Source organism: Pseudofrankia coriaricola, assembly GCF_032027725.1.
In the GTDB taxonomy this organism is placed as follows: Bacteria; Actinomycetota; Actinomycetes; order Frankiales; family Frankiaceae; genus Pseudofrankia.
Window position 1 is genome coordinate 25,371 of the sequence record NZ_JASNFO010000007.1, and the last position, 17,187, is coordinate 42,557.

At 67.4% G+C, this 17,187-nt stretch carries 16 protein-coding genes and 3 pseudogenes; 8 read left to right on the plus strand and 11 right to left on the minus strand.

Translation table 11 applies throughout. The features are described 5' to 3' along the window. Positions 1-26: 26 nt before the first annotated feature. Entirely contained in the window at positions 27-1,817 is a 1,791-nt protein-coding gene (locus tag QOZ89_RS06240) for a sulfatase (protein WP_071053685.1), read from the minus strand. Between the two features lie 99 nt (positions 1,818-1,916). On the opposite strand from QOZ89_RS06240, the gene QOZ89_RS06245 reads away from it, so the two are divergent. Together QOZ89_RS06245 and QOZ89_RS06250 are read left to right on the plus strand one after the other, a co-directional pair. Beyond that, positions 1,917-2,906, plus strand: a complete 990-nt coding sequence (locus QOZ89_RS06245) for a formylglycine-generating enzyme family protein (RefSeq protein ID WP_312623246.1) — start codon at positions 1,917-1,919, stop codon at positions 2,904-2,906. 291 nt (positions 2,907-3,197) lie between these two features. Next, positions 3,198-3,776, plus strand: a complete 579-nt coding sequence (locus QOZ89_RS06250; RefSeq protein ID WP_071053684.1) for a PadR family transcriptional regulator — start codon at positions 3,198-3,200, stop codon at positions 3,774-3,776. A 77-nt stretch (positions 3,777-3,853) separates the two neighbouring features. Here QOZ89_RS06250 and QOZ89_RS06255 read toward each other — a convergent pair whose 3' ends face one another. From QOZ89_RS06255 to QOZ89_RS06270, 4 genes are all read right to left on the minus strand, one after another. Further along, positions 3,854-4,687 carry a TauD/TfdA dioxygenase family protein gene (locus QOZ89_RS06255; RefSeq protein ID WP_071053683.1) on the minus strand — a complete coding sequence of 278 codons (834 nt, stop codon included), beginning with the start codon at positions 4,685-4,687 and terminating at the stop codon, positions 3,854-3,856. 56 nt (positions 4,688-4,743) lie between these two features. Continuing rightward, positions 4,744-5,337 carry a carboxymuconolactone decarboxylase family protein gene (locus QOZ89_RS06260; protein WP_071053682.1) on the minus strand — a complete coding sequence of 198 codons (594 nt, stop codon included), beginning with the start codon at positions 5,335-5,337 and terminating at the stop codon, positions 4,744-4,746. 131 nt (positions 5,338-5,468) lie between these two features. Then, on the minus strand, positions 5,469-5,999 hold the full coding sequence (locus QOZ89_RS06265; RefSeq protein ID WP_071053681.1) for a nuclear transport factor 2 family protein: 531 nt from the start codon (positions 5,997-5,999) through the stop codon (positions 5,469-5,471). After that, the gene (locus tag QOZ89_RS06270; RefSeq protein ID WP_312623252.1) at positions 5,996-7,237 is read right to left on the minus strand and encodes an amidohydrolase family protein; all 1,242 of its coding nucleotides are present in this window, start codon (positions 7,235-7,237) and stop codon (positions 5,996-5,998) included. The genes QOZ89_RS06265 and QOZ89_RS06270 overlap by 4 nt, the downstream gene beginning before the upstream one ends. A 122-nt stretch (positions 7,238-7,359) precedes the next feature. Here QOZ89_RS06270 and QOZ89_RS06275 point away from each other — a divergent pair, with 122 nt between their 5' ends. After that, the gene (locus QOZ89_RS06275) at positions 7,360-7,950 is read left to right on the plus strand and encodes a TetR family transcriptional regulator (protein ID WP_241842363.1); all 591 of its coding nucleotides are present in this window, start codon (positions 7,360-7,362) and stop codon (positions 7,948-7,950) included. 119 nt (positions 7,951-8,069) lie between these two features. On the opposite strand, the pseudogene QOZ89_RS47170 reads toward QOZ89_RS06275, so the two are convergent. Together QOZ89_RS47170 and QOZ89_RS06280 are read right to left on the minus strand one after the other, a co-directional pair. Continuing rightward, positions 8,070-8,312, minus strand: a pseudogene (locus QOZ89_RS47170) (IS4 family transposase); the annotation flags it as partial. Positions 8,313-8,432: 120 nt separating this feature from the next. After that, positions 8,433-9,569: an amidohydrolase family protein gene (locus QOZ89_RS06280; RefSeq protein ID WP_312623253.1), complete on the minus strand. Its 1,137-nt coding sequence runs from the start codon at positions 9,567-9,569 to the stop codon at positions 8,433-8,435. A 126-nt stretch (positions 9,570-9,695) separates the two neighbouring features. Between QOZ89_RS06280 and QOZ89_RS06285 the strand changes: the two genes are divergently transcribed. Then, entirely contained in the window at positions 9,696-9,989 is a 294-nt protein-coding gene (locus tag QOZ89_RS06285; protein WP_312623254.1) for a hypothetical protein, read from the plus strand. An 86-nt stretch (positions 9,990-10,075) separates the two neighbouring features. Here the strand turns inward: QOZ89_RS06285 and QOZ89_RS06290 are convergent, their stop codons facing one another. From QOZ89_RS06290 to QOZ89_RS06305, 4 genes are all read right to left on the minus strand, one after another. Then, complete coding sequence (locus QOZ89_RS06290; RefSeq protein ID WP_241842362.1) at positions 10,076-10,546, minus strand: VOC family protein; 471 nt, start codon at positions 10,544-10,546, stop codon at positions 10,076-10,078. A 232-nt stretch (positions 10,547-10,778) separates the two neighbouring features. Then, a complete protein-coding gene (locus tag QOZ89_RS06295; protein ID WP_312623255.1) occupies positions 10,779-11,849 on the minus strand; it encodes an NAD(P)H-dependent amine dehydrogenase family protein in 1,071 nt (356 codons plus the stop codon). Continuing rightward, positions 11,846-12,061: a hypothetical protein gene (locus tag QOZ89_RS06300; protein WP_312623256.1), complete on the minus strand. Its 216-nt coding sequence runs from the start codon at positions 12,059-12,061 to the stop codon at positions 11,846-11,848. The genes QOZ89_RS06295 and QOZ89_RS06300 overlap by 4 nt, the downstream gene beginning before the upstream one ends. Positions 12,062-12,227: 166 nt before the next feature. Beyond that, positions 12,228-13,109 (minus strand): LLM class F420-dependent oxidoreductase, encoded by an 882-nt coding sequence (locus tag QOZ89_RS06305; RefSeq protein ID WP_071053677.1) that lies wholly within the window; start codon positions 13,107-13,109, stop codon positions 12,228-12,230. Positions 13,110-13,273: 164 nt separating this feature from the next. Between QOZ89_RS06305 and QOZ89_RS06310 the strand changes: the two genes are divergently transcribed. The 4 genes and pseudogenes from QOZ89_RS06310 (at position 13,274) to QOZ89_RS06325 (ending at position 17,147) form a co-directional block, all read left to right on the plus strand. Continuing rightward, complete coding sequence (locus QOZ89_RS06310) at positions 13,274-13,894, plus strand: TetR/AcrR family transcriptional regulator (RefSeq protein ID WP_312623257.1); 621 nt, start codon at positions 13,274-13,276, stop codon at positions 13,892-13,894. A gap of 57 nt (positions 13,895-13,951) precedes the next feature. Beyond that, positions 13,952-14,248, plus strand: a pseudogene (locus QOZ89_RS06315) (LLM class flavin-dependent oxidoreductase); the annotation flags it as partial. 432 nt (positions 14,249-14,680) lie between these two features. After that, a pseudogene (locus QOZ89_RS06320) lies at positions 14,681-14,974 on the plus strand (aldehyde dehydrogenase family protein); the annotation flags it as partial. A 28-nt stretch (positions 14,975-15,002) separates the two neighbouring features. After that, positions 15,003-17,147 (plus strand): molybdopterin-containing oxidoreductase family protein, encoded by a 2,145-nt coding sequence (locus QOZ89_RS06325; RefSeq protein WP_312623258.1) that lies wholly within the window; start codon positions 15,003-15,005, stop codon positions 17,145-17,147. Positions 17,148-17,187 lie beyond the last annotated feature (40 nt).

Genomic DNA, 17,187 nt, shown 5'->3' on the forward strand with positions numbered 1-17,187 from the left:
ATCCGCGGCAGCCTCGTGGGTGGCCCCTACCCGTCGACCGCGGCGAGGTCTTCGGCGATCGCGGGCAGCAGGTCGCGGGGGACAGCTCCCGAGGCGGCGGTGGCGAGCATGAACAGCGAGGCGCCGGCGGCCATGCGGAGCAGGGGCCCGTCGAACAGGATTCCGAGGCCGTGGTTGCGGATGACCTGGTCGGCTTTCGGGTCGCCCGCGAGCTGGCCGATGGGGGTGTGCACGCTGATGCGCCCGGTGGGGAAGTCCGCGGCGCGTAGCGGCGGCTGGGCGGCCGCGGCGGCGATGCGCTGTTTGTGGGCCCGTACCAGGAGGTGATCGGCGGTCACCGGGCCGGAGGACGGCAGGCCCAGGCGGACAAACTGCGAGGGCGGGGCGTCGGCGGCGTGCAGGAGTTCGACGAGCAGGCGGGTCATGCGCAGTTCCAGCGCGTCGTCGTCGAGGGGGTGTTCCTGGGCCGGGTCTGTGTGCAGGTCGAACAGCAGGCTGCCGAACGTGTTCGTGTTGGGGAGGGCCAGGCCGGGTGACCTGAGGACGGGGGCCTCTTTGGTGAACGCGAACGTGCCGGATGGCAGTAGTTCGGCGTCGCGGAGTTCCTTCGGTGAGAACCGGGCCTGCATGTGGGTCGGCATGAGGGTGTGCTCGTAGAGCGGTTGGTTCATCGGTGTAGCCGCGGCCCGCATGTAGACGTAACGGCCGTCGGTGACGTTGACGTGGCCACCGAACAGCCCGAAGAGTGCCGCCTCGCGCACCGGCGTGTCGTCGGCGGCCGTCTGGCGTAGCGAGGTGCCCATCATGTCGGTGGGGGCCTGGACGCCGAAGAACTCCAGGAGGGTTGGGGCGAAGTCGATGGTCTGGACGAGGGACTGCCGGTGTTCGTCGGTACGGCCGCTGCGCGGGTCCCAGATGAACAGCGGGGTGTGGATGGTCTCGTCGTACCACGGCTGCACGTTCTTGCCCCACCAGCCGTGCTCGCCGAGCAGGAAGCCGTGGTCGGTGCAGACGATGAGCATCGTGTCGTCCCACAGGCCGTGCTCGTCCATCGCGTCCAGGACGCGGCCGAGATTGCGGTCGCACATGGACAGCAGCGCGGCGTACTCGTAGCGGACGTGCTCGACCTGTTCGGGGGTCTCGCGGACCGTCTGGTAGTCGGGCCAGTCGAAATGGGGCCCGTCGTAGTCGTGCGGGTACAGCTGCTTGTAGTGGTCCTGGGTGAAGAACGGCTCGTGTGGATCGAACGTCTCGACCTGCAGGAACCAGTTGTCCTCGCCGTGGTTGGTCTGGATGAACTCCAGCCCGGCGTCGAAGGTGAGGGTCTGGGGCTGGTCGGCCTCGGTGGTGAGGTAACCGCGGTTGACCCAGTCCTGCCGCCACGCCTCTCCGCGCCGCGTCCGGAGGCTCTCGGGGATCTCGGGCTCGGCGACGTGTCCCTTCCACGGGTCGCCCTCCTGGCCGCGCAGCAGCTCGAAGGTCCGGAAGCGGTTGTGGTACGTGGCGCCGCCGTCCGCCCAGTAGTACGGGTGATCGGTGACCAGATGGGTGTACACGCCGTGGTCGCCGAGCAGCTCGGGGCAGGAGTCGTCGAAGGGCTCCAGCGGACCCCATCCGCGGTGCAGGAAGTTGTAGCGGCCGGTGTGCAGCTCTCGACGGGCCGGCATGCACGGCATGCTGCCCGCGTAGCAGGTGTCGAACGTGACCGACCGCTGCGCGAGCCGGGTGAAGTTCGGCGCGTGGACCCAGTCCGGTCCGCCGTACGGCGGCAGGAACCGTCGGTTGAGCGTGTCGAACATCACCATGATCGCCTTCATGCGAGTCCTTCCCGGCGTCGTCGCCGTGACGTACTGCTATGCCTGATATGTGTGTGAGAACATATAGTTGCGACAGGTTATGGACAAGGGGGTGCCGCCTTGACGGAGCCGGCCGTGGGGCCGCCGAGCTGCTGCGCACCGTCGCGTGGTGCCGTCGTCGCGCCGCCGATCATCGGACTGCCGGCGGTCGTCGCCGCGCGCCGTGCCCGCCCCGCGTCGTCCGAAGGGATGGTGGTGGTCGCGGGTGGCGAGTTCCTCATGGGCAGCGAGGACAGGGACGGGTTTCCGTCGGACGGCGAGGGGCCGGTGCGCCGGGTCCGCGTCGAGTCCTTCCTCGTCGACCCTTACGCGGTCACGAACTCGCGGTTCGCCGCCTTCGTGGACGCCACCGGCTATGTCACGGAGGCGGAGCGGATCGGCTGGTCGTATGTGTTCGCGGGCTTCCTGCCCGCGGCGCTGCGCCGCGGTGCCCCCCGCCCGGCACGCACGCTCTGGTGGTGCGGGGTGACCGGGGCGAGCTGGCACCGTCCGGAGGGACCGGGCAGCTCGGTGGTCGACCGGCAGGACCATCCTGTGGTTCACGTGTCGTGGAACGATGCCACGGCGTACTGCCGCTGGTCGGGCACCCGCCTGCCCTCGGAGGCGGAATGGGAGTACGCGGCCCGCGGGGGCCTGGAGCGGCGCCGCTACCCGTGGGGGGACGAGCTCGACCCGGCGGGCGAGTATCGATGCAACATCTGGCGCGGGACGTTCCCCACCAAGAACACCGCCGCCGACGGCTACCGTGGCACGGCCCCGGTCGACGCGTACCAGCCCAACGGATTCGGCCTGTACAACATGTCGGGAAACGTCTGGGAATGGTGCGCTGACTGGTGGACGACCGACCACGGCGACCCGGGGTCGGTGGCGGTCGACCCGACGGGGCCGCCGACGGGGCGGGACAAGGTGATCCGCGGCGGGTCGCACCTGTGCCACGACTCCTACTGCAACCGCTACCGGGTCGCCGCGCGCACCGCGAACAGCATCGACAGCTCCAGCGGCCACGCGGGGTTCCGCTGCGCTCGGGATCTCGACCGATCCACCGCCTGACCCCGAGAGTTATGTTCCCGGGAACACAGATGGCTGGAGCTTTGGAGGAGCGAGGCCGGCCCAGGACGGCTGCCAGACGCGGATCCACCCGAGACGCGCGGCGGCGCTCGGACAGGCCCGCAGGCCCGCAGGCCGGCGCCGGCCGCGCCGTCCCACATTTCCGGGACGAAACCGTAGCGTTGACCAACCTCCTTGGCGCGGACCCACGGCAACCTCTCCGATCAGTCCGCCGCCTCGGAGGAGACCTCTGACAACTGATCGCCACCAGCGGTTCTCGACGGCAGGAGGGCCGTGCACCTCGATTTCGTGATCCTCGGGATGCTGGCGACCCGTCGCCTCTCGGGATATGACCTGCGTCGTGGGATGGAGGGGCAGCTGCGTTTCATCGGCTACGGAGTTCAGCTACCGCAGATCTACCGCCGTCTCGGCCGGCTCACGGAGCAGGGTTTCGTCGAGTTCGAGGTCGACCCGCGCGACGGCCGGCCCGATGCGAAGGTGTACACGCTGACCGAGTCCGGACGCCAGGAGCTGGTGGCCTGGGCCCGCTCGCCCTACCAGCCCGCGACGCGGCCCATGGACCCCGATTTCATTCTCCGCTTCGTGTTCGGGGGTCAGATCGACCGCCAGATCGCGATCGACGTGGTCCGTACCGAACTGGAGTACCGCCTCGCGAACGTCAGCCCGGACGGCCGGATGCACCAGTACCCGGACCACCTCGACGCCCAAATACCCGAGATCGATCCCACATTCGTCCGGGAGATCCATCTCCTTGCCCACGAATGGGGTTACACATCCGTCCGCGCCTACGTCACCTGGCTCCAGCTGACCCTGATCCGGCTCGAGGGCCAGAGCCCGTCCGCGCCGTCGTGAGGAGATGCGCACACGGTCCTGCTCCAGCGGGGAGTGCTGGGCGCCTCGCGCAGGTTGGCAGGCTCCGGCCGGGGCGTTCAGGCGACGGTTTCCTCGCCCATGAGGGTGGTGCGGTGCATCAGTCGGCGGGAGGTGGCGGTGTAGGGCTGGGCGCGGTGCAGGATGCCGGTGTTGTCCCAGATGACGAGGTCGCCGCGTGACCACTGGTGGCGCAGTGAGAACCGGGGCTGGGTGGCCCAGTCGAGCAGCCGGTCGAGCAGCGCGCGGCTTTCGTCGTCCGGCAGGCCGGCGATGTGGTCGGCCGTCGTGCCGACGAGCAGCGACTTGCGGCCGTTGCGCCGGGTCCAGACCAGCGGGTGTTCCCGGGAGGGCACCTTGTCCCAGCTGGCGCGGACCTTGTCCGACGCGTCCGGGTTGATGAGCCGCTGCGTGGCCGCGAAGCTGTGCACCACTCGGAGTTCGGCGAACTGGGCCTTGTCCTCGTCGGAGAGCCCGTCGTAGGCGGCGTAGAGGTTGGCGAACTCGGTGTCGCCGCCCTCGGTCGCGACCTCCAGTGCGGTCAGCAGGGTCGCCTTCTGGGGTACCGGGTCGTTGGCGCCGTCGATGTGCCAGTAGAAGGTCCCGGTCCGGTAGGCGGCCAGGGTGCTCTGCGCCGGGTCGAGGGAGATCGCGGAGATCTCGGGGAAGTCCTGCTGGCCGCCCATCGGGGCGACGACGACCTCGCCGAGCATGCGGCTGAGCGCGACGAGGTCGGCGTCGCCGATGTGTGTCTCGCGGTAGATGACGACGCCGTGCTCGTCGAGGTACTTGCGGGTGTCGGCGGCGACCGTCGGGTCCGCCAGTTGATGGCCGGCGAGTCCCGTGATCTGGACGCCGACCTCGGAGCTGATCGGGCTGACGGTGACGGACATCGGTGACTCCCGTCGGATGGGGTCGGATCTGGTCGAATTGGGTGGCTGCGCCACGCTTAGGGAGTCGGCGAGCGCCGGGCGATGGCTTCGCGCAGGTCGTCGTCGATGTCGATGCCGCAGGAACCGAACATGTAGGCGAGCGTCTCGTAGGCGCCGACTGTGAAGATCACGTCGAGGAGCTGCTTGACCTCGAGCTTGTCGGCGAGCACCTTCCAGGTGTCGTCGCTGATCTTGCCGTCGCTGATCAGTTCGTCGCAGGAGCGCAGGAGCGCTGCTTCCAGCGGGTCCCACAGCGGGGCGTCGGGGCCGAGGGCGATCCGTTGGATCTCCTCGTCGGACAGGCCCTCGTCACGCGCCATGAACGTGTGCTGCAACCATTCATATCCCGTGTTGCGCAGCGCGGCGACCCGCAGCACGATCAACTCGCGCTGCCGGCCGGACAGCGTGCTGGTCGACATGAGATGGCCGTTGAACGTGTAGAACGCCCGCGACAACGTCGGGTGGTGAGCGAACGTCCCCAGGGTGTTCAGGGCCTTCGAACGGCCTTCCGACGAAAGCTTTTTGGGCGTGCCCGGAGGCTCCAGAGCGGCCAGAACCTGCCGCATCTCCGTGGGCCACTGCCTGGGCGGAAGCGGCTCGATGCGTGCCATTACGTGGTCCCCTTCGTTCTTGATCGACCGGCAGAGGCGCTCCGCTAGGTCACCGAGCCGACCGACCCGGCCTTTCAGGGGTCAGCATCGAACTGTCGTAGCTGCGTAGGGAGCGCCGCTGTCTGGCTGCCCTACGGTTGGCCGTTGGGGGCGGCGATCGCCGGGCAGGTGTGCTCGGCGCGGTGGTAGTCGTCGTGCCAGCCGTCGGTCCCGAGCAGGTGCAGCTTTCGTTCGCGCAGCCGCCAGCCGTCGGCTGTCCGTACGGCGACGTCGTGGTAGTAGCCCCAGACCTGTGGCGTCTTTCCGGCCTGCGTGCGGTGCCAGGCGTACATCGAGGTCCGGACGGTGGCGCGGTCGTCGGTGTCGAACACGATCAGCACGTTGGCGTTGTGGTGGCTCGTGGCGGCGAATCCGTAGTCGACGCCGTCGCGGATCGCGCTGTCGAGCAGTTTCCGGTACGCGGCCCGCCCGTGGATGACGGGCGCGGAGCCGGGACCGTAGTCGATGACGCAGTCGTCGGTGAACAGCGCGGCCAGCTCGTCGTTCAGCTTGTGGTCGACGCAGTAGGAATAGCGGTGGACGAGATCGACGATGGCGTCCTTGTCGAGCAGCCGTCGCAGCGCCCGGCGATCGTCCCCGACACCGTCGTCGGAGGAGCTCATACGGAGACCGGGACTTCGAGTCCGAAGAGCTTCGCGGTGGTCCCGCCGAGGATCGCCGCCCGGTCCGCGGGACCGACGTCGCGGAACTGCTCGGCGATGGCTTCCCGGGTGCGTCGGAAGGTGCCTTCGGGGTGGGGGTAGTCGACGCCCCACACGAGGGTGGACAGGCCGGTGATGTGGCGGCAGGCGAGGGCGATCGGGTCCTCCTGGAACGACACGTGGATCTGGCGCTGGACGTACTCGCTGGGCCGCAGCGGGTAGGGCCACCGCTCGTTGAGCTTGAACACCTGCGCCATGCCGGGCTGGTCGTCCTGGGCGCGGTCGTTGTCCCAGAGGCCGACCCAGAAGTCGCGGTCCTGGCCGATGCCCAGCGTCCAGGCCTTGTCCATCGCGGCCATGAACGACACGAGCCAGTTCGCGTTGAACTCGACCAGGACGAAATGCAGATCGGGGAACCGGTCGGTCACGCCGCCGCCCACGAGTGAGGCGAGGATGTGCTGGGGTGCCAACGACTGCTGGGTCGCGGCGAAGACGATGCGGTCGACGACGGCGCTGTCGTCCAGCGGCTGGCTCTGTGTCTGGACCGTCTGCATGAGACCCCGGAGCGTCGGCGACGCCTTCCGGCTCACCTTCACCCCGCCCGTCGCCACATGGAACGTCACGACCAGGCCGTTTGCCTGGGCGGCCGCCCACACCCGGTCGAGCTCTCTCGCGTGGTATGGCACCGGGGACACCGCCGGCAGGAGAATCGCCCGCAGGCCGAGTCCGGCGGCACGCTCGATCTCGGCGACCGCGTCGTCGACATTGGTCATCGGAATGGGGGCGGTGGGCGCGATCCGCGCGCGGTAGCCGGCGAACGTCTCGGCGACGTAGTCGTTGTACACGCGGGCATGCGCCATCGACAGTTCATGATCATCTGAATACAGGCCGAAGAACGACAGGTTCGGGTGCATCACCTGCGCGCGGACGCCCTCGCTGTCCATGTCGTCGAGGATCCGTTCGGGGCGGCCGGTGTTGGGCGAGCCGTCGAAATGCGGGTAGGCGGAGTTCGTCCAGCCCTCGAACCCCGGCGTGTGCAGCTTCCGGAAGTGGGTGCGCCCGTCCTCACCGAGCGGCGCGATCGTGAGGTCCTCCTCCCAGACGGCGCGATCCCGCAGGTGCTTCGGGAGTCGGGTCAGGAAGAGATCGGGCGGCTCGACGATGTGCCCGTCCACAGAAACGAGGAGTTCTTCCGTCATGGTGGGGTCCCTACGCTCGACGGGCGGCTGACGGCCGGCCTGGGGAGGTGATACTCGGTGTCACCGTAGCGACCGGGGTGCTCTGGTGCAAGCCGGGTTCAGGCCAGAGGTAGGCTCGTTCGGTGAACGGTGCGGCGCGGACGACCGCGCGGGAGGTCGCCCGGGACGCGGTGCGGGCGATGCTGGCAGAAGTGGCCCTGGACCTGTTCCGCCGCGACGGCTTCGACAACGTCACTATCAACCACCTGGCCGCGGCGGCCGGCGTGTCCCGCAGCACCGTCCTGCGCTACTTCGGCACCAAGGAGGACGTCGTCCTGGGTGCCCTCGACGCGCACGGCGAGCAGGTCGCGGTCGCCCTGCGCGCCCGCCCGCCCGACGAGAACGACTGGACCGCGCTGCGCCACGCGCTGGACATCGTCGTCGAGATCTACCGCCAGGACCCCGCGGCCGCCCTCGCGACGACCCGACTCGTCCTGGCCACCCCCGCGCTGCACACCCGCCAGTGGGAGAAGCAACACAGCTGGCGCCCTGCCCTGACCCAGGCACTTGCCGAACGCGGCGCGTCCCCACGGCCAGGGGCCGTCACGCTCTCCGTACGAGCCGCCGCCGCCCTGGACTGCCTCAACATCGCCATCGCGCACTGGGCGAAATCCGACGGCACGCTCAACCTCGCCGACCTCCTGGACGAAGCCTTCGCGGCCCTCACACTATGACCAGCTACCGGCCGGGTGAAGCCCTCACCTTGCAGAATGCGGAGAGGCCGGAACTGGACGTCAAAGCCTTGCGTCAACGTGCGGGAGAGAGATTAGGCCACCGAGGCCGGCCCCAATACCATTCCTTCGACCAGCGCGGTGTCGTGGACGAGTTTGCGTAACGCCCGGTGCCGCAGCAGGACGCCTCAGACTTCCTGCTCGACCCGCCCCGGGGTCCGGGACCGCGGCACCAGGCGGCCGTCCTGCTGGTGGACCTTGATCTCGTCGAGCAGGGTGCGGGTCATTTGGTGAGGTGTCCGTGCCAAGAGGGCAAGACCATTCGCCATGGACGCCGGCCGTCGCATCCACGACACGATCCTGAACCCTGCCCCGGGCGCGAGCGAGCTCGACTCCGCCGCCTGGAGCGAGAGAACCCGAGGTCGCCGCCGCCGACCCAGCCTCGGGGGATTCTCACGCCGGCGAGGTCAGCGGCGGGTAGTTCGTCAGGCCGTTATCTTCAGCAGCTTCGCGGCGTTGTCGTGGACGATCTGCATGACCTCGTCCTCGGGTACGCCGGCGAACTGCTTGTCGATCCAGGCTTGTGAGTTCGGAAACGCCCCCTCGAAGTGCGGGTAGTCGTTGCCCCACATGAGGACGTCCATGCCGATCTCGTGGCGGAGATCGACCGCGGCAGGGTCCCACATGAACTGGCACTTCACCTGGCGCCGGACGTAGTAGCTGGGGGGCGCCTCCAGGTCCATGCCCCTTCCCCCGTACTGGACTCTTGAGTTGTCGATGAAGCGGCTGTGCATGACGTGGTCCCACTGCTGCATCGCGTAGGGGAGCCAGCCGGCGTTGCACTCGATCATGGCCACGGTGAGCTTCGGATGCCGTTCGAGGATGCCGCCGTTGACGAACCAGCCGAGCGACACCATGGCTCCCGCCGTCGTGATCGCGAAGCCCGTCTCCCCGAGACCGGGGGTTCCACGCTCGGCGCCGACACCCTTCATGATCGCCCCGAACGCGCCGCTGAGGTGCAAGAAGACCGGGACGTCACAGGCCTCGGCAGCTTCCCAGACCGGCTCCCACATCGGGTTGGAATACGGCATGCCGGGGACGACGTCGGGCAAGGCGATGGGACGCAGGCCCATGGAGGAGGCCCGAACGATCTCCTCGGCCCCGACCTCGAGGTCGTGAAGGGGGAAGTTGATACTGGGCGCGAACTGGCGCATGTGGTCCCTGTACGTGTCGGCTTGCCAGTCGTTGACCAGCCGGCAGTATGCGGTGTGGGCGTCGTTGTTCGCGAGGCTCACACCGACCGCTGTCATCCCCAGCAGGACCTCGCCGACGACGTTCTCCAGAGCCATTTCGGCCAGCCGCTCCTCCGGCGTGAAGCCCGGGAACGACGTGGGGGTCGCGTTGCCGGTGACCATCTGACGCATCGCACGCTCGTCCGTCCGGTCGACCCTGAACTCGCCGCCGATCGACATCATGTCGGCCGAGTCGGCCTTGTTCCGCTCGCGGTTGCCCATGGTTCGGGGCCGCACGAAGTACGTGCCGTCCGCGCGCTCCTCGAACTTGGGGAGGTACGGGCGGTACTTTGCGGGAAGCTCGTCCGCGAGCTCGTACGGGAACCCCACGTGTGAATCGGTCGTGATGATGGGCCAGGCCATGAGTGAACGCCCCTCTCGGGATCGTCAGTCGCCCGCAAATTAGCTGACTCAGTCAGACTGTACCATCGGGCATGACCTCGATACCATCGGGCCATGACCTCGATCGCTGGCACGTTGCACTGGATCCCGATGGAGGCCCACGGGCCGACGGCGCCCTTCCCGTACAAGCGTATTTGCGCTTTCGCCTACGTCGGGTCCGACCTTCAAACCGAGAGCGCGATCCTGGTCGAGGGCCTCGAGCCCGGAAAGGAGACATGCGCCGTCGAGGCCCACTGGGTGGACGGATATCCCGAGCTCGCCGCGAGCCAGGGCGACGTGGTGACCCTGATCGCGGCCCATCGACCGATCGCCACCATCGAGGTGGGCTCTGTCAGGGCGGCCGCCTGAGCCACACTCCGCTCACTATCGCGAAAGCAGTGGCGGCGCAGCAGGCAAGTTTGGCGCGGAGTACAGCGGCCGCGGCGGCGAAGGCGTCAGGGGTGGTACTCGATCACCTCGATGGAGTTCCCGTCGGGATCCTCGATCACGGCCAGGTGGGTATCAGCACCGTGCTCCACCGGTCCGTAGAGGACGCGGCCTCCTCTGGCGACGGCGCGAGCGATGACGCCGTCAAGGCCGGTGACCCACACGCTCAGGTAGCTAAGGCCAGCGACGGAGAGGAGGGACTCCGCCCGATCGGCGGGCTTCGGAGGGCTGGACGGAACCAGCACCTTGAGCAAGGCGCCCGGTGACTGCAGCCGGTATAACGTCCCCGGTCCATGCTCCTCTGCCGGAAGTTCGTCGAGCTCGAACACCGCGGTGAGGAAGTCCACGAGGCCACGGTCGGCACTGACAAACCCGACCTCGAAACGGACGAACGTCATCGATCGGTGGGCTCGGTCATCTCCATGCGGAGCCGGGTGAGCGTCGACGTCCTGTTGCCTGATCACTTCGATGTCATCCATGAGATCGCCTCCATCGGTAGCTGGGACGGGCACGTTCGGGCCTTGGTGAGTCTTGACCACACCTCGGTCCAGATGCTGATCTTCAGCACCTACAAGCCTGGTACTGCGGTACGCCCACTGCGCCGGATTCGCCCCAGTTTGCCCCGATCGACATATGTGGACGGACTCGAGGCGAGTCGTGCCGCCGGAGCTACTTTTTCAGCAGTCTCCTGGCGCAGGCGACCGCGGCCACTTACCTGAGCGTGGCGACGATCTGGGGAAGATCGACGGTCGAACGGATCCCCGGGCGGGCTGCGCAGACGAACGGCACGGCGTTGACCGCGCGGTTCGCCGTGTACGCAGGGAATACTGCCCCCATCCGCTCGGTAGGAACTGGAAAGCGGATGTCGATGTCGAGAGGCGCGTCACCGTCGACCGAGATGTGCCAGCCGGTGGCGCGCAGGTCCCAAGCGGGATCGAGGTCGGTGGTGCAGTACCAGTGGCAGCGGAAGCGCAGCAACGAGCGGCCGCCTCGCATCCCCGACACCGTTATCCGCTGCGCTCCCACGGTGCCGGCGGCGAGGATGCCGGCAGCGATGCGGACCGGGCGACGCGCTGTCGCGATCTCCCCACTCACCTCCACCGAGTCAAGCGGCGTCGCCAGCGCGTCGGCGACGAGCTGCAGCGACGGGCCGAAGCTGCCCGCCATGTAGGACAGCCGGTGTTCGTCGAACTCGGCGGGGGGCTTGCCGAAGCCCATCAGGTCGAAGAGCAGTTCTGGCGAGTCGCGTTCCGAGAGGTCGGCGAACTCGTTGATCGTCAGGTTGTCGAGCCGCCGCTGGATCGATGACAGAACCAGCGGGACGGCCTCTGTGATGAACCCGGGGCTGCTTCCGGTGCTGTGGATCGAGGTACCACCGCGCTCGCAGGCGGCCTCGACCTGCTTGCGAACTGCGGGGTCGAGACTGTCTGCGCGATGGAACTCGCCCCGGGTCGTGACGACGTTCGCGCCGGATGCCAGCAGCCGGCACACCTCGTCGAAATCGCAGGCAGCCGGCATGTACAGGATGCAGTCCGCGCCGAGCGCCAGAATCTCGTCGATGTCATTAGTTGCCAAGACATCGGTGGTGTCGAGCCCGCACAATTTGCCGGCGTCACTTCCGACCTTCGCTGGCGCATAGACGTACACGCCAGCAAGAGACAAATTCGGATGCTCGATGACGGATCGTAGTGCATAGGTTCCGATGTTTCCGGTGGCCCACTGGACCACGCGGTAATTTGGTGTGGCGCCCGCGCGCCCTTCGGTGCTGACATGGAGGGTCACGAAACCACCCACGACCGATGCTGGAATAAGTCGACACCGACGGCGACCTGCGCGGGCTTGCCCGAACCGTCGACCAACGAACCCGCCGTCTCGGTTTCACCGCGCGCCGCCGACGCCGCGGGAGCTTTGCCTATCAGACAGTTTCGGGAGAGGGTCAAGGCCATCTTCCGGTCATCCATCTCGCGTGGTCTGTCGGGATTGTCTTTTGTCATCCAGCAACACCTCGATCTTCGGTGTGGAAACGCTATTTTCGAAGGGCGGGCGGGCGCGAGTGAAGCGGCTGCAGAAACTGTCGCGAGCGCCTGGACCAGCCGCAGGGAGCCGTCCGGCCCGTGCGGGCCTCAGCCCATGCGGGCCTCATGCTGGCCGCGGTTCCCGTCAACCAAGCTCGGCCAGCCGCCGCGCCGCGGGCGCGCCGCGGTCCTCGATCCACTGGGCCGGCGAGGCTACAGCCGGAGTGACGATCATGGTCTCGATACCGAGCTTGGAATAGTCGGTCATCTCCTTGGCGAAGGCGTCGAGGTCGCCGTTTCGGATCGTGTCCCCGGCATAGATAGCAGTCTTGCGGATCTGGCCGTAGTCGCGGCCCGCCTCATCGCAGTGCCGGTGTAGCACATCGAGCTTGTGCGCGACCTCGGCGATTGAGAAGGCCGTGAGGTTGCAGGCGTCCGCGTACTGGGCCACCAGCCTCAGCGTTTTCTTCTCACCGCCTCCGCCGATCATGATCTCCGGGCGTGGCACGCTCACGGGCGGCGGCACGCACCGGGTCTCGGTCAGTTGGTAGTACGTGCCGTCGAACGGCCCGTTGTGCCGCGGGTCCCACATCTGCAGGCAGATCCGTAGCGTCTCCTCCAGCCGCCCGAACCGCTCGGCCGTCGGCGGGAACGGGACGCCGAGCCCCCGGTGTTCGCGCTCGTACCAGGCTGCGCCGATGCCGAGGGTGGCCCGCCCGCCGGAGAGGTTGTCGAGCGTGGTAACGATCTTGGCCAGCAGGCCGGGGTGGCGGTAGGTCACCCCGGTGACCAGCGCGCCGAGCTGCACCGTGGACGTATGCGCGGCAAGATAGCCGAGGGTTGTGTAGCACTCCAGCATGGCGTCTTGGGCACCGCCCAACTCCTCCATCTGGAAGTAGTGGTCCATCACCGACAGCCAGCCCACCCCCGCCGCCTCGGCGGCGGCCCCGGCCGAAGCCAGCCGCGGTCCCAGGCCGCCGTGGCCGTTCGCCTGATCGAACGCGACGATGTGGACACCTAGTCGCATGCCAGCCTCCCTGGTGCCAGTCATGGTGCACGCTGTCCTCGTTCCCATCGCCTGGATCAGAGGTTCGAAGCCGACTTCCCATGTACCTTATGACACTTGGTTTCACGCTAACGACCGGGGCTCGATCCTGCAAGTCGGGATCGAGTCCGAGGTAGGATCAAGGAGTGACTGAGCTCGCGCGTACGAACACGAGAGACATCGCGAGGACCGCCGTCCGGGCCGAGCTGGCCCAGGTCGCGTTCGACCTGTTCGTCCGCGAAGGCTTCGAAAATGTCACCATCAACGACCTGGCGACGGCTGCCGGAGTGTCCCGTAGCACCTTCCTGCGCTACTTCGGCAGCAAGGAGGACGCCGTCCTCGGCGCCATCGACGCACAAGGCGATCAAGTCGCCAATGCCCTGCGCGCCCGACCCGCAGACGAGGACGACTGGACGGCACTACGGCGCGGGCTGGACACCGTTATCGAGCCCTACCGCCAGGACCCGGCCAACGCCCTCGCAACGACCCGTCTTGTCCAGGAGACCCCCGCCCTCTGTGCCCGGAAGCTGGAGAAGCAGCACAGCTGGCGCCCCGCCCTGGCCGAGGCTCTCGCCGAGCGCGGCGACGCCCCGCGGCCCGCGACTCTGGCCCTGTCAGTACGGGCCGCCGCCGCCTTGGACTGTCTGAACATCGCCCTCGACCACTGGACGGCTTCCGACGGCCGGCTCGACCTTGTCGACCTCCTCGACGAAGCCTTCGCCGCACTCGCACCGGCGCCGCGGCGGCCGTCGTCGTCGTCAGGCTGAATACCTCGGGGCACGGCACGTAGCACACCGCGTGCCTGCGGCAGCGGTCGTTTCGATCTTGCCGCGCATACGTCCACGGTGCAGCTCGGCGCGCTGGTCACCGGGGTGACCTACCGCCACCCCGGCCTGCTGGCCAAGATCGTTACCACGCTCGACAACCTCTCCGGCGGGCGGGCCACCCTCGGCATCGGCGCAGCCTGGTACGAGCGCGAACACCGGGGGCTCGGCGTCCCGTTCCCACCGACGGCCGAGCGGTTCGGGCGGCTGGAGGAGACGCTACGGATCTGCCTGCAGATGTGGGACCCGCGGCACAACGGGCCGTTCGACGGCACGTACTACCAGGCCGCCCTGCCCGCGCCGCGGGACGGTCGCTACTGAGGCGCTAGATTGCCCCGCCGGCGTCGAGGAGTATCTCTTCGAGCCGGTCAGCCGGTCAGCCGGTCAGCCGGTGCGCCGGACGCCTCTCGCGGAGCGCGCCAGACGCCTCAGTCGTCGCGGCGGGGCTATACCCAGGGTCGCAACTGCAATACGGTTTCTATGGTGGAACTTGGTGTCGCGGCGGGTGTAGAGTTCCGCACATCCGCGGGGCGAGTGACCGCGGCCACAAACCAGGAGGCATCCAGGCGAGGGACGACGGCGGACGAGGCCCAGGCCAACGGCGGTCTCGAGGGATGCGCCAACGGAGCGGGAGCACCTGTCGACTTCGGGCCGGCGCGGCGCCAGGGCCCAAAAGGTGGGTGAGCGGTGGCGAGGACGGCGACGGTTCACGCCGGATCGAGGACGCTGATCGACGGCAAACTTGTCGAGGCGGACCCGGGCAAGAGGCTCGACAACATCAACCCGGCGGTCCCGGTCGGGCGCGGGTTGCGTTACCCGATGGAGCTGATGGACACGTTCGGCTGGGAGACGGGCCTGCCCGATGTGGTCGACTTCCGGGGTGTCGCGACCTCCCGGCGCGTCGTGAAGGAGCCGGTCGGGGTGGTCGGGGCCATCGTGCCGTGGAACGTGCCGTTCGAGGTCGCACTGAACAAGCTGGGTCAGGCTCTCGCGACGGGTAACACGGTGGTACTCAAGCCAGCCAACACTGTTCATCGACGTCGACGACGCGTTGACGATCGCCCAGGAGGGGATCTCCGGGTCGGTGCTGTGCGTGATCCCGTACGAGGATGAAGACGACGCGGTTATCGTGGAGGAGGATCTCGTGGTCAGTCAGGCTGTCGAATCCAAGCGCACCTACTGCAAGGTGTGCATGGTTATGTGTGGACTTGTCGTCGAGGTTGATGGTAACCAGGTCGTAAAGGTTCGCGCGGACAGCGAGCATCCGCTTACCAAGGGCTATAGCTGTCCGAAGGGCCGCGCAACAGGTCAGGTGCACCACCTTGAGCCCGCGATCACGCGTCCGATGATGCGCAAGGACGGCGAGCTTGTCGCGGTCAGCTGGGACGAGGCACTCGACGATATTGCCGCGAAGCTCCGAACCGTGATCGATACCTATGGTCCCAACGCGGTCGGCATGTATTTCGGCAGCGGTCTTGGCCTGGATTCGTCGGGCTACTCCATGGAAGAGGCGTTCTACAACGCGCTGGGCACGCCACCCAAGTTCTCGCCGCTGACCAACGACGGCACCTCCAAGGTCATGATGGCGGGCGCGATGGGGGCCTTCATGGGCCTCAACCCCAAGACCGACTACGACAACGTCGAGATGCTTGTCTACGTCGGCACGAATCCGATGGTCAGCCACGCGCACAATACGGGCATGTTCAACCCCGGCCGCTGGATCAAGTCCGTTGCCAGACGTGGCGAGGTCTGGACGATCGACCCGGTCTTAACCCGGACGGCGAAGTTGTCCACCCGCCACATCGCGTCCTATCCGGGTAAGGACTACGCAATCCTCGCCTGGCTGACCCGCGAGATTATTGACGGCGGCCCGTTCGACCCCAAGCAGCCGGTCAACGGCCTGGAGGAGTTGCGGGCGGCGCTTGAAGGCTATGACCGGGCCAAGGCCGCGGAAATAGCCGGTGTCACCGAACAGGAGCTTGCGGACCTGCTCGCCGCCATTCGCCGGAAAGGCCGCGCGGTGGTGGAGACCGGCACGGGCATCACCATGTCGTCGGGCTGCAACCTGACGCAGTGGTTCGCCTGGCTCATCATGATCCTAACTGGCGCGATGAACCAGAAGGGCGGCACCTGGTTTCATCCCAGCTTCCTCACGCCGCTCGAGAATTTCGACCTGCCGGTGATGGAAAACGCCTTCACGCCCGGGTCAAATGTCCGGCCCGACGTGAAGGGTATCGTCGGCGACTGGCCGTGTGCCGTGCTGCCGCTCGAAATCGAGGCCGGCAACATCCGCGCGTTCTTCAACTTCGGCGGCAGCATGCTGCGTTCCTTCCCGGACGCCAATGCACTCAGAGCCGCACTGCTGAAACTCGACCTTCACGTGAACACCGAGATCGTCGAGAACGAACTCACACCACTTTCCACGCACATCCTGCCGACCAAGAGTGTCCTCGAGCGGGCGGAATTCACCCGGTGGGACACGCTCGCCTGGAATGTGTCGCTGCAGTACAGCCCGCCACTGGTCGAGCCGATCGGCGAGCGACGCTCGGCCTGGTGGGTGCTTTCGCAGTTCATGAAGCGGGCAGGCCTGCCGGTTCCCGACCATGTCCCTGACGACGACCGCGAGCCGGGCGCCGACGACTTCATGCTCGCGCAGCTGATGAAGTATGCGCGCTGCAGCTTCGAAGAGCTCAAGGAGAAGCGCTACGTCGAAGCTCCCCTGGAGTTCCCAGCCCCATGGGTGGACAGGCACTTCGAGCGGATCGGCGGATGGAGGCTCGCCCCCAAGGAAATACTTGGACAATGGAACGAGATGCGCGCCGCCGACGAGGCCGCGCTCGGCAAGCCGAAGCAGCTGGTCTACAGCTCGCGGCGCCAGGCCAAGAAGCTCAACGCGCAGCTCAGCTTCCTGGGCGAGCCGGCGGAGATCATCCTGCATCCCGACACCGCGGCGGCCCACGGGATCACCGACGGCCAGCGGGTACGCGTCCACAACAAGAGCGGCGAGATCATCATCACCGCGAAAGTTGATCCCACCATGCGCAAGGGTGTCGGCTCCATTCCCCACGGGCATCTGCACGCGAATGTCAACAACCTGACCAGCACCGATGACATAGACCCGCTCGGCGGCATGGCGCTGTACTCCGGCGTGCCCATCGAGATAGAACCAGCAATCGAGATAGAACCAGCAATCTAGCACCACAGCGGCCGCCTTCAGCAAGGCGCGTCACGTGGAA

Coding starts and splice junctions, on each gene's coding strand:
- QOZ89_RS06290 (WP_241842362.1), bottom strand. CDS start 10,546: ATGGATGACATCGAAGTGATCAGGCAACAGGACGTCGACGCTCACCCG.
- QOZ89_RS06255 (WP_071053683.1), bottom strand. CDS start 4,687: ATGTCCGTCACCGTCAGCCCGATCAGCTCCGAGGTCGGCGTCCAGATC.
- QOZ89_RS06240 (WP_071053685.1), bottom strand. CDS start 1,817: ATGAAGGCGATCATGGTGATGTTCGACACGCTCAACCGACGGTTCCTG.
- QOZ89_RS06265 (WP_071053681.1), bottom strand. CDS start 5,999: ATGAGCTCCTCCGACGACGGTGTCGGGGACGATCGCCGGGCGCTGCGA.
- QOZ89_RS06285 (WP_312623254.1), top strand. CDS start 9,696: ATGACCTCGATCGCTGGCACGTTGCACTGGATCCCGATGGAGGCCCAC.
- QOZ89_RS06260 (WP_071053682.1), bottom strand. CDS start 5,337: ATGGCACGCATCGAGCCGCTTCCGCCCAGGCAGTGGCCCACGGAGATG.
- QOZ89_RS06300 (WP_312623256.1), bottom strand. CDS start 12,061: ATGACAAAAGACAATCCCGACAGACCACGCGAGATGGATGACCGGAAG.
- QOZ89_RS06305 (WP_071053677.1), bottom strand. CDS start 13,109: ATGCGACTAGGTGTCCACATCGTCGCGTTCGATCAGGCGAACGGCCAC.
- QOZ89_RS06270 (WP_312623252.1), bottom strand. CDS start 7,237: ATGACGGAAGAACTCCTCGTTTCTGTGGACGGGCACATCGTCGAGCCG.